Annotated in this window: 14 protein-coding genes; 11 read left to right on the top strand and 3 right to left on the bottom strand. The window is 41.3% G+C overall.

The genetic code is table 11. The features are described 5' to 3' along the window. Positions 1–28: 28 nt before the first annotated feature. Positions 29–535 (bottom strand): ACT domain-containing protein, encoded by a 507-nt coding sequence (locus tag IMPJCBKJ_RS09000; protein WP_054552472.1) that lies wholly within the window; start codon positions 533–535, stop codon positions 29–31. 348 nt (positions 536–883) lie between these two features. Between IMPJCBKJ_RS09000 and IMPJCBKJ_RS09005 the strand changes: the two genes are divergently transcribed. The 10 genes from IMPJCBKJ_RS09005 to IMPJCBKJ_RS09050 all read left to right on the top strand — a co-directional run bounded on the left by IMPJCBKJ_RS09005 (position 884) and on the right by IMPJCBKJ_RS09050 (position 11,687). Next, positions 884–3,118 (top strand): ABC transporter permease subunit, encoded by a 2,235-nt coding sequence (locus IMPJCBKJ_RS09005; protein WP_138600186.1) that lies wholly within the window; start codon positions 884–886, stop codon positions 3,116–3,118. 15 nt (positions 3,119–3,133) lie between these two features. After that, positions 3,134–4,783, top strand: a complete 1,650-nt coding sequence (gene pstA / locus IMPJCBKJ_RS09010) for a phosphate ABC transporter permease PstA (protein ID WP_054552474.1) — start codon at positions 3,134–3,136, stop codon at positions 4,781–4,783. Positions 4,784–4,809: 26 nt separating this feature from the next. Beyond that, positions 4,810–5,637, top strand: coding sequence for a phosphate ABC transporter ATP-binding protein PstB (gene pstB / locus IMPJCBKJ_RS09015; RefSeq protein ID WP_054552475.1), 828 nt, complete (start codon positions 4,810–4,812; stop codon positions 5,635–5,637). Positions 5,638–5,684: 47 nt separating this feature from the next. Next, entirely contained in the window at positions 5,685–6,386 is a 702-nt protein-coding gene (phoU, locus tag IMPJCBKJ_RS09020; protein WP_138616855.1) for a phosphate signaling complex protein PhoU, read from the top strand. Positions 6,387–6,536: 150 nt separating this feature from the next. Beyond that, positions 6,537–7,214: a TIGR00153 family protein gene (locus tag IMPJCBKJ_RS09025; protein WP_054552477.1), complete on the top strand. Its 678-nt coding sequence runs from the start codon at positions 6,537–6,539 to the stop codon at positions 7,212–7,214. A gap of 43 nt (positions 7,215–7,257) precedes the next feature. Next, on the top strand, positions 7,258–8,526 hold the full coding sequence (locus IMPJCBKJ_RS09030) for an inorganic phosphate transporter (protein ID WP_054552478.1): 1,269 nt from the start codon (positions 7,258–7,260) through the stop codon (positions 8,524–8,526). Positions 8,527–8,603: 77 nt separating this feature from the next. Next, positions 8,604–9,521, top strand: coding sequence for a hydrogen peroxide-inducible genes activator (locus IMPJCBKJ_RS09035; protein ID WP_054552479.1), 918 nt, complete (start codon positions 8,604–8,606; stop codon positions 9,519–9,521). 121 nt (positions 9,522–9,642) lie between these two features. After that, complete coding sequence (locus IMPJCBKJ_RS09040; RefSeq protein ID WP_166339876.1) at positions 9,643–10,185, top strand: RNA polymerase sigma factor; 543 nt, start codon at positions 9,643–9,645, stop codon at positions 10,183–10,185. Next, positions 10,178–10,777 carry a hypothetical protein gene (locus tag IMPJCBKJ_RS09045; protein WP_166339878.1) on the top strand — a complete coding sequence of 200 codons (600 nt, stop codon included), beginning with the start codon at positions 10,178–10,180 and terminating at the stop codon, positions 10,775–10,777. Before IMPJCBKJ_RS09040 ends, IMPJCBKJ_RS09045 begins: the two co-directional genes overlap by 8 nt. 1 nt (position 10,778) lies before the next feature. Next, entirely contained in the window at positions 10,779–11,687 is a 909-nt protein-coding gene (locus tag IMPJCBKJ_RS09050; protein ID WP_166339880.1) for a hypothetical protein, read from the top strand. 23 nt (positions 11,688–11,710) lie between these two features. Here IMPJCBKJ_RS09050 and IMPJCBKJ_RS09055 read toward each other — a convergent pair whose 3' ends face one another. Together IMPJCBKJ_RS09055 and IMPJCBKJ_RS09060 are read right to left on the bottom strand one after the other, a co-directional pair. Further along, positions 11,711–11,914, bottom strand: a complete 204-nt coding sequence (locus IMPJCBKJ_RS09055; RefSeq protein WP_054552483.1) for a hypothetical protein — start codon at positions 11,912–11,914, stop codon at positions 11,711–11,713. Between the two features lie 233 nt (positions 11,915–12,147). Further along, positions 12,148–14,658 carry an EAL domain-containing protein gene (locus IMPJCBKJ_RS09060; RefSeq protein ID WP_054552484.1) on the bottom strand — a complete coding sequence of 837 codons (2,511 nt, stop codon included), beginning with the start codon at positions 14,656–14,658 and terminating at the stop codon, positions 12,148–12,150. 214 nt (positions 14,659–14,872) lie between these two features. Here IMPJCBKJ_RS09060 and queA point away from each other — a divergent pair, with 214 nt between their 5' ends. Next, positions 14,873–15,904: a tRNA preQ1(34) S-adenosylmethionine ribosyltransferase-isomerase QueA gene (queA, locus tag IMPJCBKJ_RS09065; protein WP_166339883.1), complete on the top strand. Its 1,032-nt coding sequence runs from the start codon at positions 14,873–14,875 to the stop codon at positions 15,902–15,904. Positions 15,905–16,040: the final 136 nt, after the last annotated feature.

Raw genomic sequence — 16,040 nt, forward strand, 5'->3', positions numbered from 1 at the left:
AACTTTAGTTGTAGAAGTGGTACTTGGTTTAAGCATCCTCAATATCAACAATTAGATCTGTGGTAATAGACTCAAGTGCGTTGATCACTTCGTCTTTGTTCATGCCTATTGGCAAAGCAACGGTGGCAACAGCACTAAAAATTGGCACGCCCCAGTTAGGTGCACTTTGTTGTTTTGAATTTAGGTGAGTGATATTCGCCCCTTTGTGACGAATAACGCTGGCTAGCTCTTGTACAATGCCTGGTCTGTCGTTACCAGTAATCACGAAGTTAATTTCCTCAGACGGAACATCAGGCAAGGTATCAGTTCCACGTTCAATTCGAACTTCAAGATAAGGTAAGCTGTGAAGAGCATCTTGTAATTCTTGCAAATGCTCTTCAGGTACTGCGGCTTCGATAATTCCGGCAAAATGACCTGCAAGGTGGCTCAAATTACTTGTCAGCCAGTTACCATGATGGTTTAAAATTGTGGCAGAAATATCTTCAACTAGGCCGGGTTTGTCTGGCCCTAAAATAGTAATTACTAACTGCTTCATACTTAAATCTCTATAAAAAAGCCTCAGAAAAATGCAATAAAAGGGAGGAGGCGTTGGTTAAAAATGATTCTTATTGTTGAAAAAAATAAGTCTCATTGAGTATTGATGCTGTTTTAATGTTTGTCCAATTTTTTCACTGTAGTTATAAAAAATTAGTTATAACAATTTGTTAGCTTGATTGTGGTACTGTAATAAAAGTGCTCCACAATGACTTATTTTGGTCATTCTTTAACTTTAAAATACGTCCCTGAAATACTCGCTTTATTACACTGAATTATGACGTTTGTAACATTACTGTCATCTTGGTGAAATATAATTCGCGCAACGTTAAGTTTTAAGGGTGTTTTGATGACTTCCAATCCGAATAAACCTACCTTTCATACGGATAGAAGCCGTCTATTTAAAGACAGGTTTGCCAAGTGGGGTATTTCCGCGGGTGGCGTAATGGTGCTTGTAGCACTGCTACTCATATTCTTTTACCTTCTTTATGTTGTTCAACCTATTTTTGAATCAGCAAAAGTAGAAACACGTAATAGTGTAAAACTACAAAATGCGTCAGAAGTTGTTGGCCTTGGCATTGAAGAGCAAACAGAAGTTGCCTTTTTACTCGGTGAAAAAGGTAATGTGGACTTTTACAATGTTGAAAAAGAGCAATTTGGTAAAAAGATCACCACTCTTAATACAGAATTACCAAGCGATGTAAGCAGCTTTGCAAGCTCTGCACCGTTTCAGGGGCAATACGCATACGGCCTAGAGAATGGCTCAGTTGTTGTGGTTGCGCCAAAATTCTTAGTGACATTCCCGAACAACCAACGCCAATTAACACCACGTTTAGATTACCCGCTCGGTGATATGGCGCTTGAGGTTGACGATCAAGGTGCGGCAATCACTAAATTTGCATTTAGCCACTACGAAGATAAAACAGCTGTTGTTGCTTTAACCGCTGACAAGCGCGTTTTATTTAGCAGCTTTGTGGGTGAAGAAAACATGTTCACCGGCGAAGTTGAGTGGGTTGTTGAGCGCACAGAACTTGATATCGAAGGTCGTGTTGATGAGCTATTAATTTCACCTGATACAACACGTACATTCGTGCGTTCAGCAAATCAAATTTACGTATATGATACCCGTTACCCTTCTGAAGTTGAGCAAATCCAACTGCTTGCAGCTAACGAAGAAAACGCGAACCTAGTTTCAACTCAGCTATTAGCGGGTGCCAACTCACTGATGCTTGCTAACGATAATGGCGAAGTATCACAGTGGTTTGAAGTAAACACTGAAAATGGCCGTGAGTTCCAAAAGATTCGTGCATTTGAAACCAGCAAGCAATCGAAACTAAATATTTTTACTGAGTTCTATCGTCGTACCTTCTTCACAGCGGGTGCTAACGGTGAGCTTGGTATTTATTACACAACCAGTGATGCAAAACTATGGCAAGGTAAAGTAAGCGACGGTCCAATTCAAAACTTTGCTATTTCACCACGTTCAAATGCGGCACTGATTCTTGCTGATGACGCGTTAAAAGTGATTGAAATCCATAACGAGCACCCAGAAGTAACCTGGTCTGCATTATGGCAAGAAGTGTGGTACGAAGGCTATCCAGAGCCGGGTTATATTTGGCAATCAACCTCTGCAAGTGATGACTTTGAATCTAAGTTCTCGTTAGTGCCAATTTCATTCGGTACGATTAAAGCTGCAATGTACGCAATGTTATTTGCGGTACCCATTGCGCTTTCAGCGGCAATTTACACGGCGTACTTTATGTCGAGTGAATTACGTAAAGTGGTTAAGCCGACTGTAGAAATTATGGAAGCATTACCAACGGTAATCTTAGGTTTCTTAGCAGGTCTTTGGTTAGCACCATTAATTGAAGAACATTTACCAGCGATTGTCGGATTATTGGTGTTGCTGCCAATTGGTATCTTATTAACTGCATTCGGCTGGAACAAACTACCGGCGTCAATTCGTCACCGTATTCCTGAAGGTTCGCATTCAATTTTACTTATCCCAGTGGTTATCTTTATTGGCTGGTTATCGTTTGCGATGAGTAACTCAATTGAGCTTTGGATGTTTGACGGTAATGTGCGTCAGTACCTAACCAATGAATTAGGTATGACATTCGACCAACGTAACTCACTAGTTGTTGGTATTGCGATGGGCTTTGCTGTTATCCCAACTATCTTCTCAATTGCGGAAGATGCGGTATTCAGTGTTCCTAAGCACTTATCAAACGGTTCATTAGCACTTGGTGCAACGCAATGGCAAACATTGGTTCGCGTAGTACTACTAACAGCAAGCCCGGGTATCTTCTCAGCAGTAATGATGGGCCTAGGCCGTGCGGTAGGTGAAACAATGATTGTACTAATGGCAACAGGTAATACACCTATTATGGACTGGAGTATCTTCCAGGGTATGAGAACACTTGCAGCGAATATCGCGGTAGAAATGCCAGAGTCTGAGGTAGGTAGCTCGCATTATCGCATCCTATTCTTAGCAGCATTTGTATTATTCATATTCACATTCGTTTTCAACACAGTGGCTGAGTTTGTTCGTCAGCAACTGCGTGAAAAATACAGTTCAATGTAGGTGGAGAGACACGACATGGTAAAGCAGTGGTTTAAGTCTGGTTCTCCTTGGATTTGGATGACCGGCGGTGCGGTAAGCATCAGTTTAATCTCGGTTCTTGGCTTACTAGCCATGATTGCTTGGAAAGGTTTAAGCTTTTTCTGGCCATCAGAAGTAGTGCAATTTGAGCTGCAAGGCTCTGTTGCAAAACAAACAGTGATCGGTGAAATTTATGACCGTGAACTAGTTGCAAAATCACGTATTGAGGCGACGGGCGTTGATTTATCTCATTACGACAAAGAGCAGCTAGAGCGCTTACTGATCAAAACCGGTAACCGTGAGTATGTTGATCTCGATTTCCGTTGGGTACTAGAGACAGACATTACATCGCGTACTGCGCCAGCAGAGCTTGCAGTATTCGAACGTAGCAAAAACGGTAACTTTTACGGTTATGTTGAGCAGGTTATTAAAGACGGTGAAGTTATCACAGATAACAAAATCGATGTGCTTTATGATCTTGTAGAGCGTGCTGTTGACCTAAATGACCAAGCGTTAGACTTACAAAATGGTGATATTGGTCATATTAACTATGAACTTGAGCGTTTACGCTTAAAAGAAAAAGCATACCAGCTTGATAACGAACTAACCGATGAGCGTGTTGCTGAGCTTGCACAAACTCGTGCTGAGTTACGTGCTGAATACACAGTGTTAGAAAAGCAGTTATTTGCACTTCGTAAAGAAGCAAAGCGTGACCAAGTAACTGTGAGAGACATGCGCGGTGAAGTGGTTACTTTACCTCTGTATCAAGTTCTTGATGTGTGGTTCCCTAATGACATGGGCTTCTTTGCTAAGCTTGGTCACTATTTTGTACAACTTGGTAAGTTTGTAGCGGATGACCCACGTGAAGCAAACACTGAAGGTGGTGTATTCCCGGCAATTTTCGGTACTGTATTCATGGTATTACTAATGGCAGTGATTGTGACGCCATTTGGTGTGGTTGCAGCGATTTACTTGCATGAATACGCAGCAAAAAATGCCGTGACTAAGATGATCCGTATCGCGGTAATCAACCTTGCGGGTGTACCTTCGATTGTATACGGTGTATTTGGTCTAGGTTTCTTTGTATACATGCTCGGTGGCAGCATTGACCAATTATTCTACCCTGAGTCGTCGCCAAGCCCAGTATTTGGTACGCCAGGTGTGATTTGGTCTGCATTAACGCTCGCAATTTTAACGCTGCCTGTTGTTATTGTTTCGACAGAAGAAGGTTTATCACGTATACCAAGTACGGTTCGTCATGGTTCATTAGCACTTGGCGCAACAAAAGCAGAAACGCTATGGCGCATCATCATTCCGATGGCAAGCCCTGCGATTATGACAGGTTTAATCCTAGCGGTTGCACGTGCAGCCGGTGAAGTAGCACCACTCATGCTTGTTGGTGTTGTTAAGATGGCACCAACACTGCCTCTTGACGGTAACTTCCCATATATACATTTAGATAGAAAATTTATGCACTTAGGTTTCCATATTTACGATGTTGGTTTCCAAAGCCCTAACGTAGAAGCGGCTCGTCCGCTGGTATATGCCACGGCATTCTTACTGGTATCAGTAATTATCGCCCTGAATATCACCGCGATTGGTATTCGTAACCACTTACGCGAAAAGTTTAGAGCTCTTGAGCATTAATACAGAATTTTTATAGGTAGACAGAGATGATTACAGTTGCACCACAAGTAAACCAAGCGAAAAGCGCGGCAAAGCTAGATTTAGATAACCTAACTGCAGAGCAAACAGCGTTAGAGATTAAAAACTTAGATCTATACTACGGTGATAAACAAGCGCTTAGCGGCGTAAATATGAACATCCCAAAAGGTCAGGTAACAGCATTTATCGGTCCATCGGGTTGTGGTAAATCAACACTTTTACGTTGTATAAACCGTATGAACGACCTTGTTGATAGCTGTCGTATCGATGGTGAGATCTTACTACATGGTCACAATATCTATGATAAGAATGTAGATGTTGCTGCACTACGAAGAAATGTCGGGATGGTATTCCAACGTCCTAATCCATTTCCAAAATCAATCTACGAAAATGTCGTTTATGGCCTACGCTTACAAGGTATTAAAGAAAAGCGTAAACTAGACGAAGTGGTTGAACAATCTTTACGTGGCGCGGCGTTATGGGATGAAGTTAAAGACCGTTTACACGATAGTGCATTTGGCTTATCGGGTGGTCAGCAACAGCGTCTTGTAATTGCTCGCTCAATTGCTATCGAGCCTGAAGTACTACTTCTGGATGAGCCTACATCGGCACTAGATCCAATTTCTACTTTAGTTATCGAAGAGCTAATTAACGACTTAAAGAATAAGTTTACCGTGGTAATCGTTACTCACAACATGCAACAGGCTGCTCGTGTATCAGACCAAACTGCGTTTATGTACATGGGTGAGTTGATTGAGTATTCAGATACCAATACGTTATTTACAACACCAAGCAAGAAGAAAACAGAAGACTACATTACAGGCCGTTACGGTTAGTTAATAAAGTTACTTGGTACCGTAAACGAAATTTATAGAGGTAGACAATGGAACATAATATCAATAAACACATTTCGGGCCGCTTTAATGAAGAGCTTGAAAATGTGCGTAACCATGTATTAAACATGGGTGGTTTAGTTGAGCAGCAACTAAACAGTGCACTGGATGCTGTTAGTAATGGTGATGCCGATCTTGCACAAAAAGTTCGTGAAAACGACTACAAAGTAAATGCAATGGAAGTGAACATCGACGAAGAATGTACACGCATTATCGCTCGTCGTCAGCCGGCAGCGAGTGACTTACGTCTTGTCATTGCCATTGCAAAAACAATTGCCGATTTAGAGCGTATTGGTGATGAAGCTGAGCGTATTGCTAAAGTCGCACTAGACTCATTCACTAAAGATCAGCAAGACTTACTGGTAAACATTGAAAACATGGGGCGTCTAGTATCAAAAATGCTTCATGATGTACTTGATGCATTTGCACGTATGGATGTGCAATGTGCGTTTGAAGTACATAAAGAAGACGCTAAAGTTGATCGTGAATACGAAGCAATTACTCGTCAAATCATGACATATATGATGGAAGATCCACGCTCAATCCCGAAAATTATGGATTTAGTGTGGTCAGTACGTTCATTAGAGCGTATTGGCGATCGCTGCCAAAATATTGCTGAATACATCATCTATTTTGTTAACGGTAAAGATATTCGTCATACATCTCAAGCAGATATAGAAAAGTCGCTGTAATTAAGCCGCTACTTTTCATTACTAAATCGAGCGGCCCTAGGGCCGCTTTGTGTTTTATTGCTGATGTAAGGCAGAAAAAGCGTTCACAATCGAACACAATGCTGTAAAATTCGCAGCTGCCAAAGCATACTAATTTATAAAGGGTCAGTTATGCCTACAAATGCATTTTTAGGGGTTTTTGCTAAATCACCTATTAAGCCTATGGAAGATCACATTAAGAAAGTACATCAAGCAAGTAAAGCATTGATCCCTTTCTTTAATCACGTGTTTAAAGAAGAATGGCAAGAAGCGGAAGAAATCCGTTTAAACATTCGTAATTTAGAGCGTGAAGCTGATGAAATGAAACGTAACATCCGCCTTCAACTACCTCGTGGCTTATTTATGCCAGTTGAGCGTACCGATTTGCTAGAGCTTGTTACTCAACAAGACAAAATTGCTAACAAAGCAAAAGATATCGCAGGTCGTGTAGTTGGTCGTGAGATGATCATACCTACCGAAATCCAAACAGATTTCCTTGCTTATGTAACTCGTTGTGTTGATGCGACTAAACAAGCGTCAAAAGCAATCAATGAGCTAGATGAGCTGCTTGAAACGGGCTTCAAAGGTCGCGAAGTGACTTTAGTTGAAAAAATGCTCGTTGAATTGGACGCTATTGAACAAGACACGGATGACATGCAGATCAAAATTCGCCGTCAATTGCGCGCCATCGAAAATGAACTTAACCCAGTAGACGTGATGTTCTTATACAAGATCATTGAGTGGGTGGGCGAGCTTGCAGATATTGCAGAGCGCGTAGGTTCTCGTCTTGAGCTGATGTTAGCTCGTTAATTAAAAATCAGTTCAAACACGAAAAAAATTAAAGGTTCACACAATGGATATCATTGCAAATTACGGCACGTTATTGGTTTTAACTGCCGCCGCAGTCGGTTTCTTTATGGCTTATGGTATTGGTGCAAATGACGTTGCCAATGCAATGGGTACATCAGTAGGCTCAAAAGCACTTACAATTAAACAAGCAATCATCATCGCGATGGTGTTTGAATTCGCTGGCGCATACCTTGCCGGTGGTGAGGTTACATCTACAATCCGTAAAGGGATTATCGATGCCACGCCATTTATGGACATACCTGAGTTAATGATACTCGGTATGATTGCCGCATTATTCGCTGCAGGTAGCTGGTTATTAATTGCCTCTTTCTTAGGCTGGCCAGTATCTACGACTCACTCAATCATTGGTGCCATCATTGGTTTCGCATTGGTTGCAGTAGGTAGTGAAGCAATCCAATGGAACAAGGTAATGGGTATCGTAGGTAGCTGGATTGTTACCCCTGCTATCTCTGGTTTTATTGCTTATTTGATTTTCATGAGTGCGCAAAAGCTAATTTTTGACACTGATGCACCACTTAAAAATGCTAAGCGTTACGTGCCTATCTATATGGGTCTAGCGGGCTTCATCATGTCACTTGTAACAATCAAGAAAGGCTTGAAGCATATCGGTATTAACTTAGGTGCTGTTGAAGGTTATGCGCTTTCTATCGCGATTGCTGTTGTAGTTGCTATCATCGGTAAGATTGCGATTGCTCGCCTTAAAATCGATCCTAAAGCTGATAAGAAAATGCAGTTCAACAACGTTGAGAAAGTGTTCGCAGTACTTATGGTACTAACAGCATGTTGTATGGCATTCGCACACGGTTCAAACGACGTTGCTAACGCGATTGGTCCATTAGCTGCTGTTGTAAACATTGTTGAGCACAACGGTGAAATCGCTAAGAAAGCGGCTATCGCATGGTGGATTTTACCACTAGGTGGTTTAGGTATTGTTGCTGGTCTTGCTATCTTAGGTAAGAAGGTAATTAAGACCATCGGTGAAGGCATCACGCACTTAACACCAAGCCGTGGTTTTGCTGCTGAACTTGCTGCTGCTTCAACAGTTGTTATCGCATCAGGTACTGGTTTACCTATTTCTACTACGCAAACACTTGTAGGTGCGGTACTAGGTGTTGGTATGGCACGCGGTATTGCGGCTCTTAACATGGGTGTTGTAAGAAACATTGTAGTTTCTTGGGTAATTACATTGCCAGTTGGCGCAGCCCTTGCTATTGTTATTTTCTACGTACTGAGAACTGCCTTCGGGGTATAAAAAAGTACTAAAAGACTTTTAGCTTGAAAAGATCTCAATGCCTTAGGTATTGGGGTCTTTTTATTTGCAGGTAGAGAATGAATAACTTACCAAGTATTAAACAACTACAGTATTTATTAGCAGTCCACCAACATCAACACTTTGGCCGCGCAGCAAGCGCCTGTTTTATCGGTCAATCAACCTTAAGTAGTGCAATTCAAAACTTAGAAGAAACCTTAGGTTGCCAACTTATAGAGCGTGAAAACCGCAGCTTAATGTTTACCGCAATTGGTGAAGAGGTTGTCGAAAAAGCACGTAAGATTATTGACGACACCCTTAGCCTTAAAGAGCTGACAAAAAGCTTTTTAACGCCTTTGAGTGGCACTCTCACGCTTGGTGTGATCCCGACGATTGCCAGCTTTATTGCTGCACCTTTATATCATTTCTGCAAACAGACCTTTACCGAGTTAGAGCTAGTGCTAGTTGAAGACACCAGTGACAAACTGCTCGACAAACTTGAACATGGGCAAATTGATATGGCATTACTCGCGTTACCGTATGACACTGAAAAGTTTCATACACAAGTACTTGCTAAAGATCACTTCAGCCTAGTGCATCATAAAGATTATACTCCAGCAGATGGTGTGGAAGATTTTAATCTTTTACCGGATGCGAGTGTGTTCTTACTAGAACGTGAGCACTGCATGACTGGCCATGCACTAAGTGCTTGCCACTTGAATCGCTCAAGTTGTATTAACCCATTTGAAGCGGCAAGTTTACACACGCTATTAAGTATGGTTGAACACCAGCTTGGTGTTACTTTTTTACCACAAATGGCTATCAATGCAGGCATTTTAGATAAAAAAGAGATGGTCGCAACACCATCGCAAAATGATGCATACCGAGATATTGGTATCGTGTGGCGTAAAACCACGGGCCGGATCAGAGACTTTAGGCTATTTAGCCAGCAGCTAGAGCTGTTTCTCAATAAGCAATGTAGCTTAGACGGTCAATGAACAAAAAACCCCAAATAAAAAATATTTGGGGTTTTTTATTATTTAAGCAAACTATTTTTTTCCTTCCCTCGACTAACATAATAATAAAACCATTAAAGGCAGATCAGATGACGAGGCTAGTTTGTTTTTTCAATCACTTGAAACACTAATTGCTAAAGCGCAACAGGGCAATAAACGGGCGTGGTTGAAATTAGTCAAGCAGCACGAAACACAGGTATATAACTATTGCCTAAGGATGTTAAGTCACCCTGATGATGCAATGGATTTAATGCAAGAAGTGTTTATTTCTGTTTATAAAAGCTTACCGAGCTTTCGTGGTGAATCGAGTTTTAATACTTGGCTCTATCAAATTGTGCACCGGCGTAGTGTTGAATATTACCGCCGCCGTAAGCTGCATCAAGGTTTAGACGATATACCAGAAGAAAGCTGCGAGCATAGTGAGTTAGAAACCAATCAACTGCAATCTGAGCAGCATCATGAACTCAAAGCAATGATGAACAATTTACCCTGGGAGCAACGCTTGGTGGTGGAGTTAAAGTTTTTTCAGCACTGTACATTTGAAGAAATCGCTGAGCAATTAGGTATTTCGACCAATACAGCTAAATCAAGACTATACAGTGCGCTTGGTAAGTTAAAAGTGCATTTGGAGGCCCTAGATGGCTAATTTAGATTCATTATTTACCGCATGGTTAGAGGGCGAAAGCCTCACTGAAGAGCAAATTGCGTTGCTACAAGCCAATGCTGAGTATGCATCAATGATGAACAATGCAATACAGTGGCAACAACAAAGTCAACATTATGAAACGGTACCCGTACCAAATTGGGATCGAGAATCTACGATGCCCAAAGTACAAAAACAAAGTCTGTTTTTTGGTGCTGGAATGTGGGCAGTGGCTGCGTCAATAGTATTTTGCGCGTGGGTTTTTGTTAGTAATCCACAGCAAGGAAACCAGCAGTTACTAGAGCAAGTGGCCAAGCAAACCAATTTATTAGAGTCACAACAAAAGCAAATTGATCAGTTACAAAATATCATTACTGCGCAAAACGAAGTGCAGCAACAGCAGATGTACCAACTGGCCAAAGAAGCGATTAAAACCGGGCGAGTAGAGCGCCAAGAAGATATTGCCAGCGTGCTGGCTTATATCAAAACACAGCGTGCCCAAGACCAAGCGTACTTACGTATGCAGTTAAATGATTTAGCAGAGCAAGTGGAAGGCGGACCATTGCCAACCGTTGCCAACAATTTGGAGTATTAAGATGTCAAAATACAAATCAACTACGGCTGCATTATTGCTTTGCGCAGCAGTAAGTGTGCAAGCACAAGCAAGTGATGAGTTAGATAAAATTCAGCGTGAAGTCGGGATTATGGAAAAGATTCTCTCAGCGGCGTTAAAACAAGATACTGATAACAAGGTAAGGAATGTCTCTTCGAGTTATTTGCAGCATCAAGGCGTGGTGTTTAGTTTTGATGTACGAGGCAGTTCACGCTGGTCTACAGTGTTTGCCTCTGTGCCCGATGCGCCGTTGCCACCAATGCCTGATATTGATTTTGAAGAACTCACTGAAATAGAAGTACTAGGCGAGCATGTGCAAGTGATCAGCGATGCGGTGGTAGTGAAAACGCAAGAAGCCTACCAACAAGCTATGGAAGTGATGCGCGAAAGTGCAGAGCGAGTACGTGAAGTGGCTGAGCAAGAGCGCGATGTAAGCCGTGAAATTCGTGATCTTGAGCGTGAAAAGCGCGACCTTGAATTTGATCGTCGCCACGATAAAGATGCCAAAGAGCAAGAGCTCGAAAAACGTAAACAAGCATTACAAGCATCGATTAAAGAGCTTGAAAAGCAACAGCTAAAGTTATCACAAAAGCAGCAGCAAATGCGCAAAGAGTTAGCTGAGAAAAAACAAGCCCGCGTAAAAGAGCAAAAGCAACAGCTAGCAGCCCTAGCACAGCAAGTAGATAAAAGTTTATCTCTGACTCTATGTGATTATGGTAGCGGTTTAAGAAGTTTACCTAACGATGAACATGTGAGCTTTATCATCCGTGGTGTTAGCGAAGGTAAAACTGAACAAGTAAAAGTGTTTAAAAAGTCTGACATTAAAAAGTGTGTGGTTGGCGATATAAAAGCCGCGCAATTACTCGAAAAAGCATCAAGTTATAGTTTTTAAATTCTCCCAACTAAAAAAGCAGCCTAAAGTGGCTGCTTTTCATTCATTGAAAATGGTTTTAAGTCGGGTAAAAACAACAAGTAAACCCACACGACTAGGTTAAAGTAAGGTACTAAACCTAACCCTGTAAAGGTTTTTACCGGATACCCTTTTAAGCTCGCATTACGGTAACATTGATACGCTATCCCTAGATTTACAATCAGCAACAAAACGATTAGTTGTGTCATCACTTTTCTCCATTATACCGCCAATACATGGACTTAACGATGTTAAGCTATGCTTAGTATGTTTAATATAATAAGTAATGTCATGTTTATTATAGATAATCACCATAAAAACACGACATTTAACCTTGCTATGGATTTAAGTATAGATGAGTATTGTCAGTATGGAAGCAAAATTTCTTAGAAAAAATGTTTAAAAATGTATCAAGCTTTGCTCTAAATAGGCTAGATAATTGTTAGTTAAACAGATTATTTTCAGATATTTTTTTAAGTTCAGCCGTTATTTTTTCAACAGGCATCGGGCGAGCAATGAAGTAACCTTGCCCATAATCTACGCCGATATCTTTTAGCGCTAAAAATATCTCTTGATTTTCAACATATTCAGCAACAGAGCGTTTATCAAGGGAACGGCTAATATCATTAATTGCTTTTACCAGCGCTAAATCGATTGGGTCGTTCAGCATGTCGCGAACAAATGAACCATCAATTTTTACATGTTGAGCCGGTAATTGTTTAAGGTAGTTGAAGGTACTAAAGCCTGTACCAAAGTCATCAATTGAGAAGTGACACCCTAAGCCGTTCAAACGCTCGATCATGGCACGGGTTGCAACGAGGTTATTAATACTCGCAGACTCTGTGATCTCAAAAATGATACGTGTTGGTTCAACAGCATATTCTTTTAAGCTCGACTCTATATGAGGCAGTAAGCGTTCATCTAAAAACGACTGTGCTGATAAGTTAATTGCTATTTGATTGAGCTCCGGGTACTCGGCAACACTCTTAATTGCATTACGAATAACACATTGATCCATTAAAAATGTATCGTTTAGAAGTTCAAGAGCTGGGATAAATTGATTTGGGTAAACAATTTCATCGTTTAATTTTAAGCGTAATAGCGCTTCAAAATAGGCAACATGGCCGCGCTTAAAGTCCCAAATAGGCTGATAGTGAAGCTCGATAGCATCGTGCTGTAATGCCTGACGAATACTGTGCCCCCACTCTAAACCCGCTTGTAAGCTATTGTGGCTGGAGTCTTCTTTAGAGTAGCAATGAACGAGGTTACGTCCTAAGCTTTTTGCTACATAAAGAGCGATATCAGCTTGTTTTAAGCATTCACTTGGATCGTTATTTTGCTCAGTGATTTGTGTTAAACCAATTGAACAGCTAATTGAGTACTCTTGGCCTTCTGAATGAAAACGGTGTTTTTCAATCGCCATGCAAATGCTTTCTGCAACCAAGTGTGCATCGAGTAGGTTCGTATTTTTTAAGATCACGGCGAATTCATCACCACCAATGCGGCACACTAAGTGCTCATCACTGATATTCGCTGTAAATAACTGAGCAACTTCTTTTAGAACGATGTCGCCTTGTTGGTGACCTTTACTGTCGTTGATGATTTTAAAGTGATCTAAGTCGATATAAATCAGGGCATGCTCTGTATCGTTACTGGTGTACTTGGCTTTACAAATACGTTGTAATTGTTGGTCAAAGTAATAACGGTTATGCAGCTCTGTGAGCGTATCGTGCAAGGCTAAATGACGAAGTTGTAGCTCTGCCTGTTTACGCTCATGAATGTTATCGATAGTGGCGGTAATAGTCGCTGAGTTTTGGCTATTTTTTATTAGTTGTAAGCGACATTCAACCCAAATGGCATTACCATTTTTATGTTTTAGCTGGATCTCTACCTGTTGCTGTTGCTCACCACCAAGCAAAATACGCTGAATGGTATCTTGTAGCTTTGTTTTGCACTCCGGTAAGCAAAAGTCTGTTAGTGACTTTGCTAAACTAGATTTTATGCCATAGCCCGTTAAATGCTCCCAAGCTGGGTTAATAAAGCGAATATTACCCTCTTGGTTAAACTCAAGCACCACCGTATTTAGGTGTAATAAAATACGTTGGTGGGCAGAAAACAGCTCTTTATAACGGCTTTGACTTTGGCTTAGTTGTTCTACTTTTTGTGCAAACTCTGCGTAGCTCACCATGAAATCTTCACGACGAGCAGCGTGGTCACACACTTTACTCAATAATGAATGATCGTAAGGGGCGCGAATAAAATCAGTAACGCCAGAAAGTAACAACTGCTCCGCGTAATCTGCATCATTGTTATCAATGATGGTTACAATCGCTTGTTTTGGGTTGTGTTGTAATATTTCGCTAATTAACCCAGCTGCGGTATCAGAATGAGACTCGGTGGCGTCAATCAATACAATGGCAAATTTTTGTTGTAAAAAAGTAGCTAGCGTCGCTTTTGTAGACGTGGTGTGAGTAATAGCAAAACTGAGTTTAAGCTGCTCGCTAATATCTTTTGCTTTGCGACTATCGGTTTCAAGTAGCAATAAATTGAGGCGGCTACTTTTTTCAAGATGGGTTGATAACACGTTGGCTAACATTTGCGGTAGCATATCTTGGCGCTCAAATGGCAATACGGCATCAATGCCATAGCTGCGAGCCGTGGTTTCGGCTATACGTTCACAATAAATTGGTGGAGTAAGTAAAATAGGTGTGTTTTTTGGTGTTTTTAATAACCCTGAACGGATCATGCGCGAAAAACGCCAACCATCAATCTTACCAACCTCAAGACCGGTAATGATAATATCCACTGGGTGGCTTTTAAGAATTTTTAGCGCATCTTGAGAGTCACTGGCTTCGATAAACGTGAAGACATTAAGTTTGTTTAATGTGGTCTTAATTGTTTCACGCTCAGCAACGCTTGCGTTTAAAATTAGCAGTTTCAACTGCTTTGCCATGGCGCTACTACCTCTTACCTAACCCATGTTTATTGAATAGGCTAGAATAATGACATTTTGCCTAATCTACAAGCAAACTTTACCTAAAAGCGGTTAATAAGCACTTAAGTGTGTAAACCTGTAAACGGCCATTCACTTGGTCTAGGGCTTTGCTTGAGGTAGTAGGCGTATCAGAGTAAACTTGGCGCGTTTTTATTAATGAGAGATATGCTCTATGCGCGTAGCTGATTTTAGCTTTGACCTTCCTGATGAATTAATTGCTCGTTTTCCGAAAGCAGATCGAACTAGCAGTCGTTTACTGACGCTTGATGGCCCATCAGGGCAAGTTGAGCATAAAGTATTTAGTGATATTTTATCGCTCGTTAATGAAAATGACTTATTAGTTTTTAATAACACCAAAGTGATCCCTGCTCGCATGTTTGGGCAAAAAGAATCAGGCGGTAAGCTTGAGGTGTTAGTAGAGCGTGTACTTGACGAACACCGTGTGCTTGCGCATGTACGAGCTAGTAAATCGCCAAAACCAGGCTCAAAAATCATTCTAGAAGGTAAAGCAGAAGCAACCATGGTTGCGCGTCATGGCGAGCTTTTTGAGCTTGAATTTGCCAAAGACGAAAATGTACTCGATATCCTAAACGAGATCGGTCACATGCCATTACCTCCCTATATTGACCGCCCTGATAATGAGTCAGATCGTGAGCGTTATCAAACTGTTTATGGTGAAAAGCCAGGTGCCGTAGCCGCGCCAACAGCTGGCCTGCATTTTGATGATAAATTAATGGCAGCCTTAAAAGACAAGGGCATTAACATGGCATTTGTGACCTTGCACGTGGGCGCTGGTACATTCCAGCCTGTGCGCGTTGACTCAGTTGATGAGCATGTTATGCACTCAGAGTACATCGAAGTACCAGATGAAGTGGTTAAAGCGGTAGCCGAAACGAAAGCAAAAGGTGGTCGTGTAATCGCTGTAGGGACTACATCAGTCCGCTCATTAGAGTCAGCAGCTAAAGTGCACGGCGGCAAACTAGATACTTACTTTGGCGATACCGATATCTTTATTTATCCGGGTTATCAGTTCAATGTGGTTGATGCCATGGTGACAAACTTCCATTTACCTGAATCAACCTTAATCATGTTAGTAAGTGCCTTTGCAGGCCAAGAGAACATAATGGGTGCTTACCATACGGCTATTGAGCAGAAGTATCGCTTCTTTAGTTATGGTGATGCGATGTTCTTAACGCGCAAATAACGTTAAAAAGCCCAGTTTTTGAACTGGGCTTTTTATTTTCGAATTTAGCTCAATTAATAGTAATAAACCTGCAAACAGGGTAGAATCGAGCGGTTAAATTATAGCTTGTTGGACTGTTTTTCCGACACTGAGGATA

This window comes from Pseudoalteromonas sp. MB47, assembly GCF_011319765.1.
GTDB lineage: Bacteria > Pseudomonadota > Gammaproteobacteria > Enterobacterales > Alteromonadaceae > Pseudoalteromonas > Pseudoalteromonas simplex.

Bases quoted from the DNA above. Each gene is read 5' to 3' on its own strand.
- IMPJCBKJ_RS09045 (WP_166339878.1), top strand. From the start codon at position 10,178: ATGGCTAATTTAGATTCATTATTTACCGCATGGTTAGAGGGCGAAAGC.
- IMPJCBKJ_RS09035 (WP_054552479.1), top strand. From the start codon at position 8,604: ATGAATAACTTACCAAGTATTAAACAACTACAGTATTTATTAGCAGTC.
- pstA (WP_054552474.1), top strand. From the start codon at position 3,134: ATGGTAAAGCAGTGGTTTAAGTCTGGTTCTCCTTGGATTTGGATGACC.
- phoU (WP_138616855.1), top strand. From the start codon at position 5,685: ATGGAACATAATATCAATAAACACATTTCGGGCCGCTTTAATGAAGAG.
- pstB (WP_054552475.1), top strand. From the start codon at position 4,810: ATGATTACAGTTGCACCACAAGTAAACCAAGCGAAAAGCGCGGCAAAG.
- IMPJCBKJ_RS09025 (WP_054552477.1), top strand. From the start codon at position 6,537: ATGCCTACAAATGCATTTTTAGGGGTTTTTGCTAAATCACCTATTAAG.
- IMPJCBKJ_RS09005 (WP_138600186.1), top strand. From the start codon at position 884: ATGACTTCCAATCCGAATAAACCTACCTTTCATACGGATAGAAGCCGT.
- IMPJCBKJ_RS09055 (WP_054552483.1), bottom strand. From the start codon at position 11,914: ATGACACAACTAATCGTTTTGTTGCTGATTGTAAATCTAGGGATAGCG.
- IMPJCBKJ_RS09030 (WP_054552478.1), top strand. From the start codon at position 7,258: ATGGATATCATTGCAAATTACGGCACGTTATTGGTTTTAACTGCCGCC.
- queA (WP_166339883.1), top strand. From the start codon at position 14,873: ATGCGCGTAGCTGATTTTAGCTTTGACCTTCCTGATGAATTAATTGCT.
- IMPJCBKJ_RS09000 (WP_054552472.1), bottom strand. From the start codon at position 535: ATGAAGCAGTTAGTAATTACTATTTTAGGGCCAGACAAACCCGGCCTA.
- IMPJCBKJ_RS09060 (WP_054552484.1), bottom strand. From the start codon at position 14,658: ATGGCAAAGCAGTTGAAACTGCTAATTTTAAACGCAAGCGTTGCTGAG.
- IMPJCBKJ_RS09050 (WP_166339880.1), top strand. From the start codon at position 10,779: ATGTCAAAATACAAATCAACTACGGCTGCATTATTGCTTTGCGCAGCA.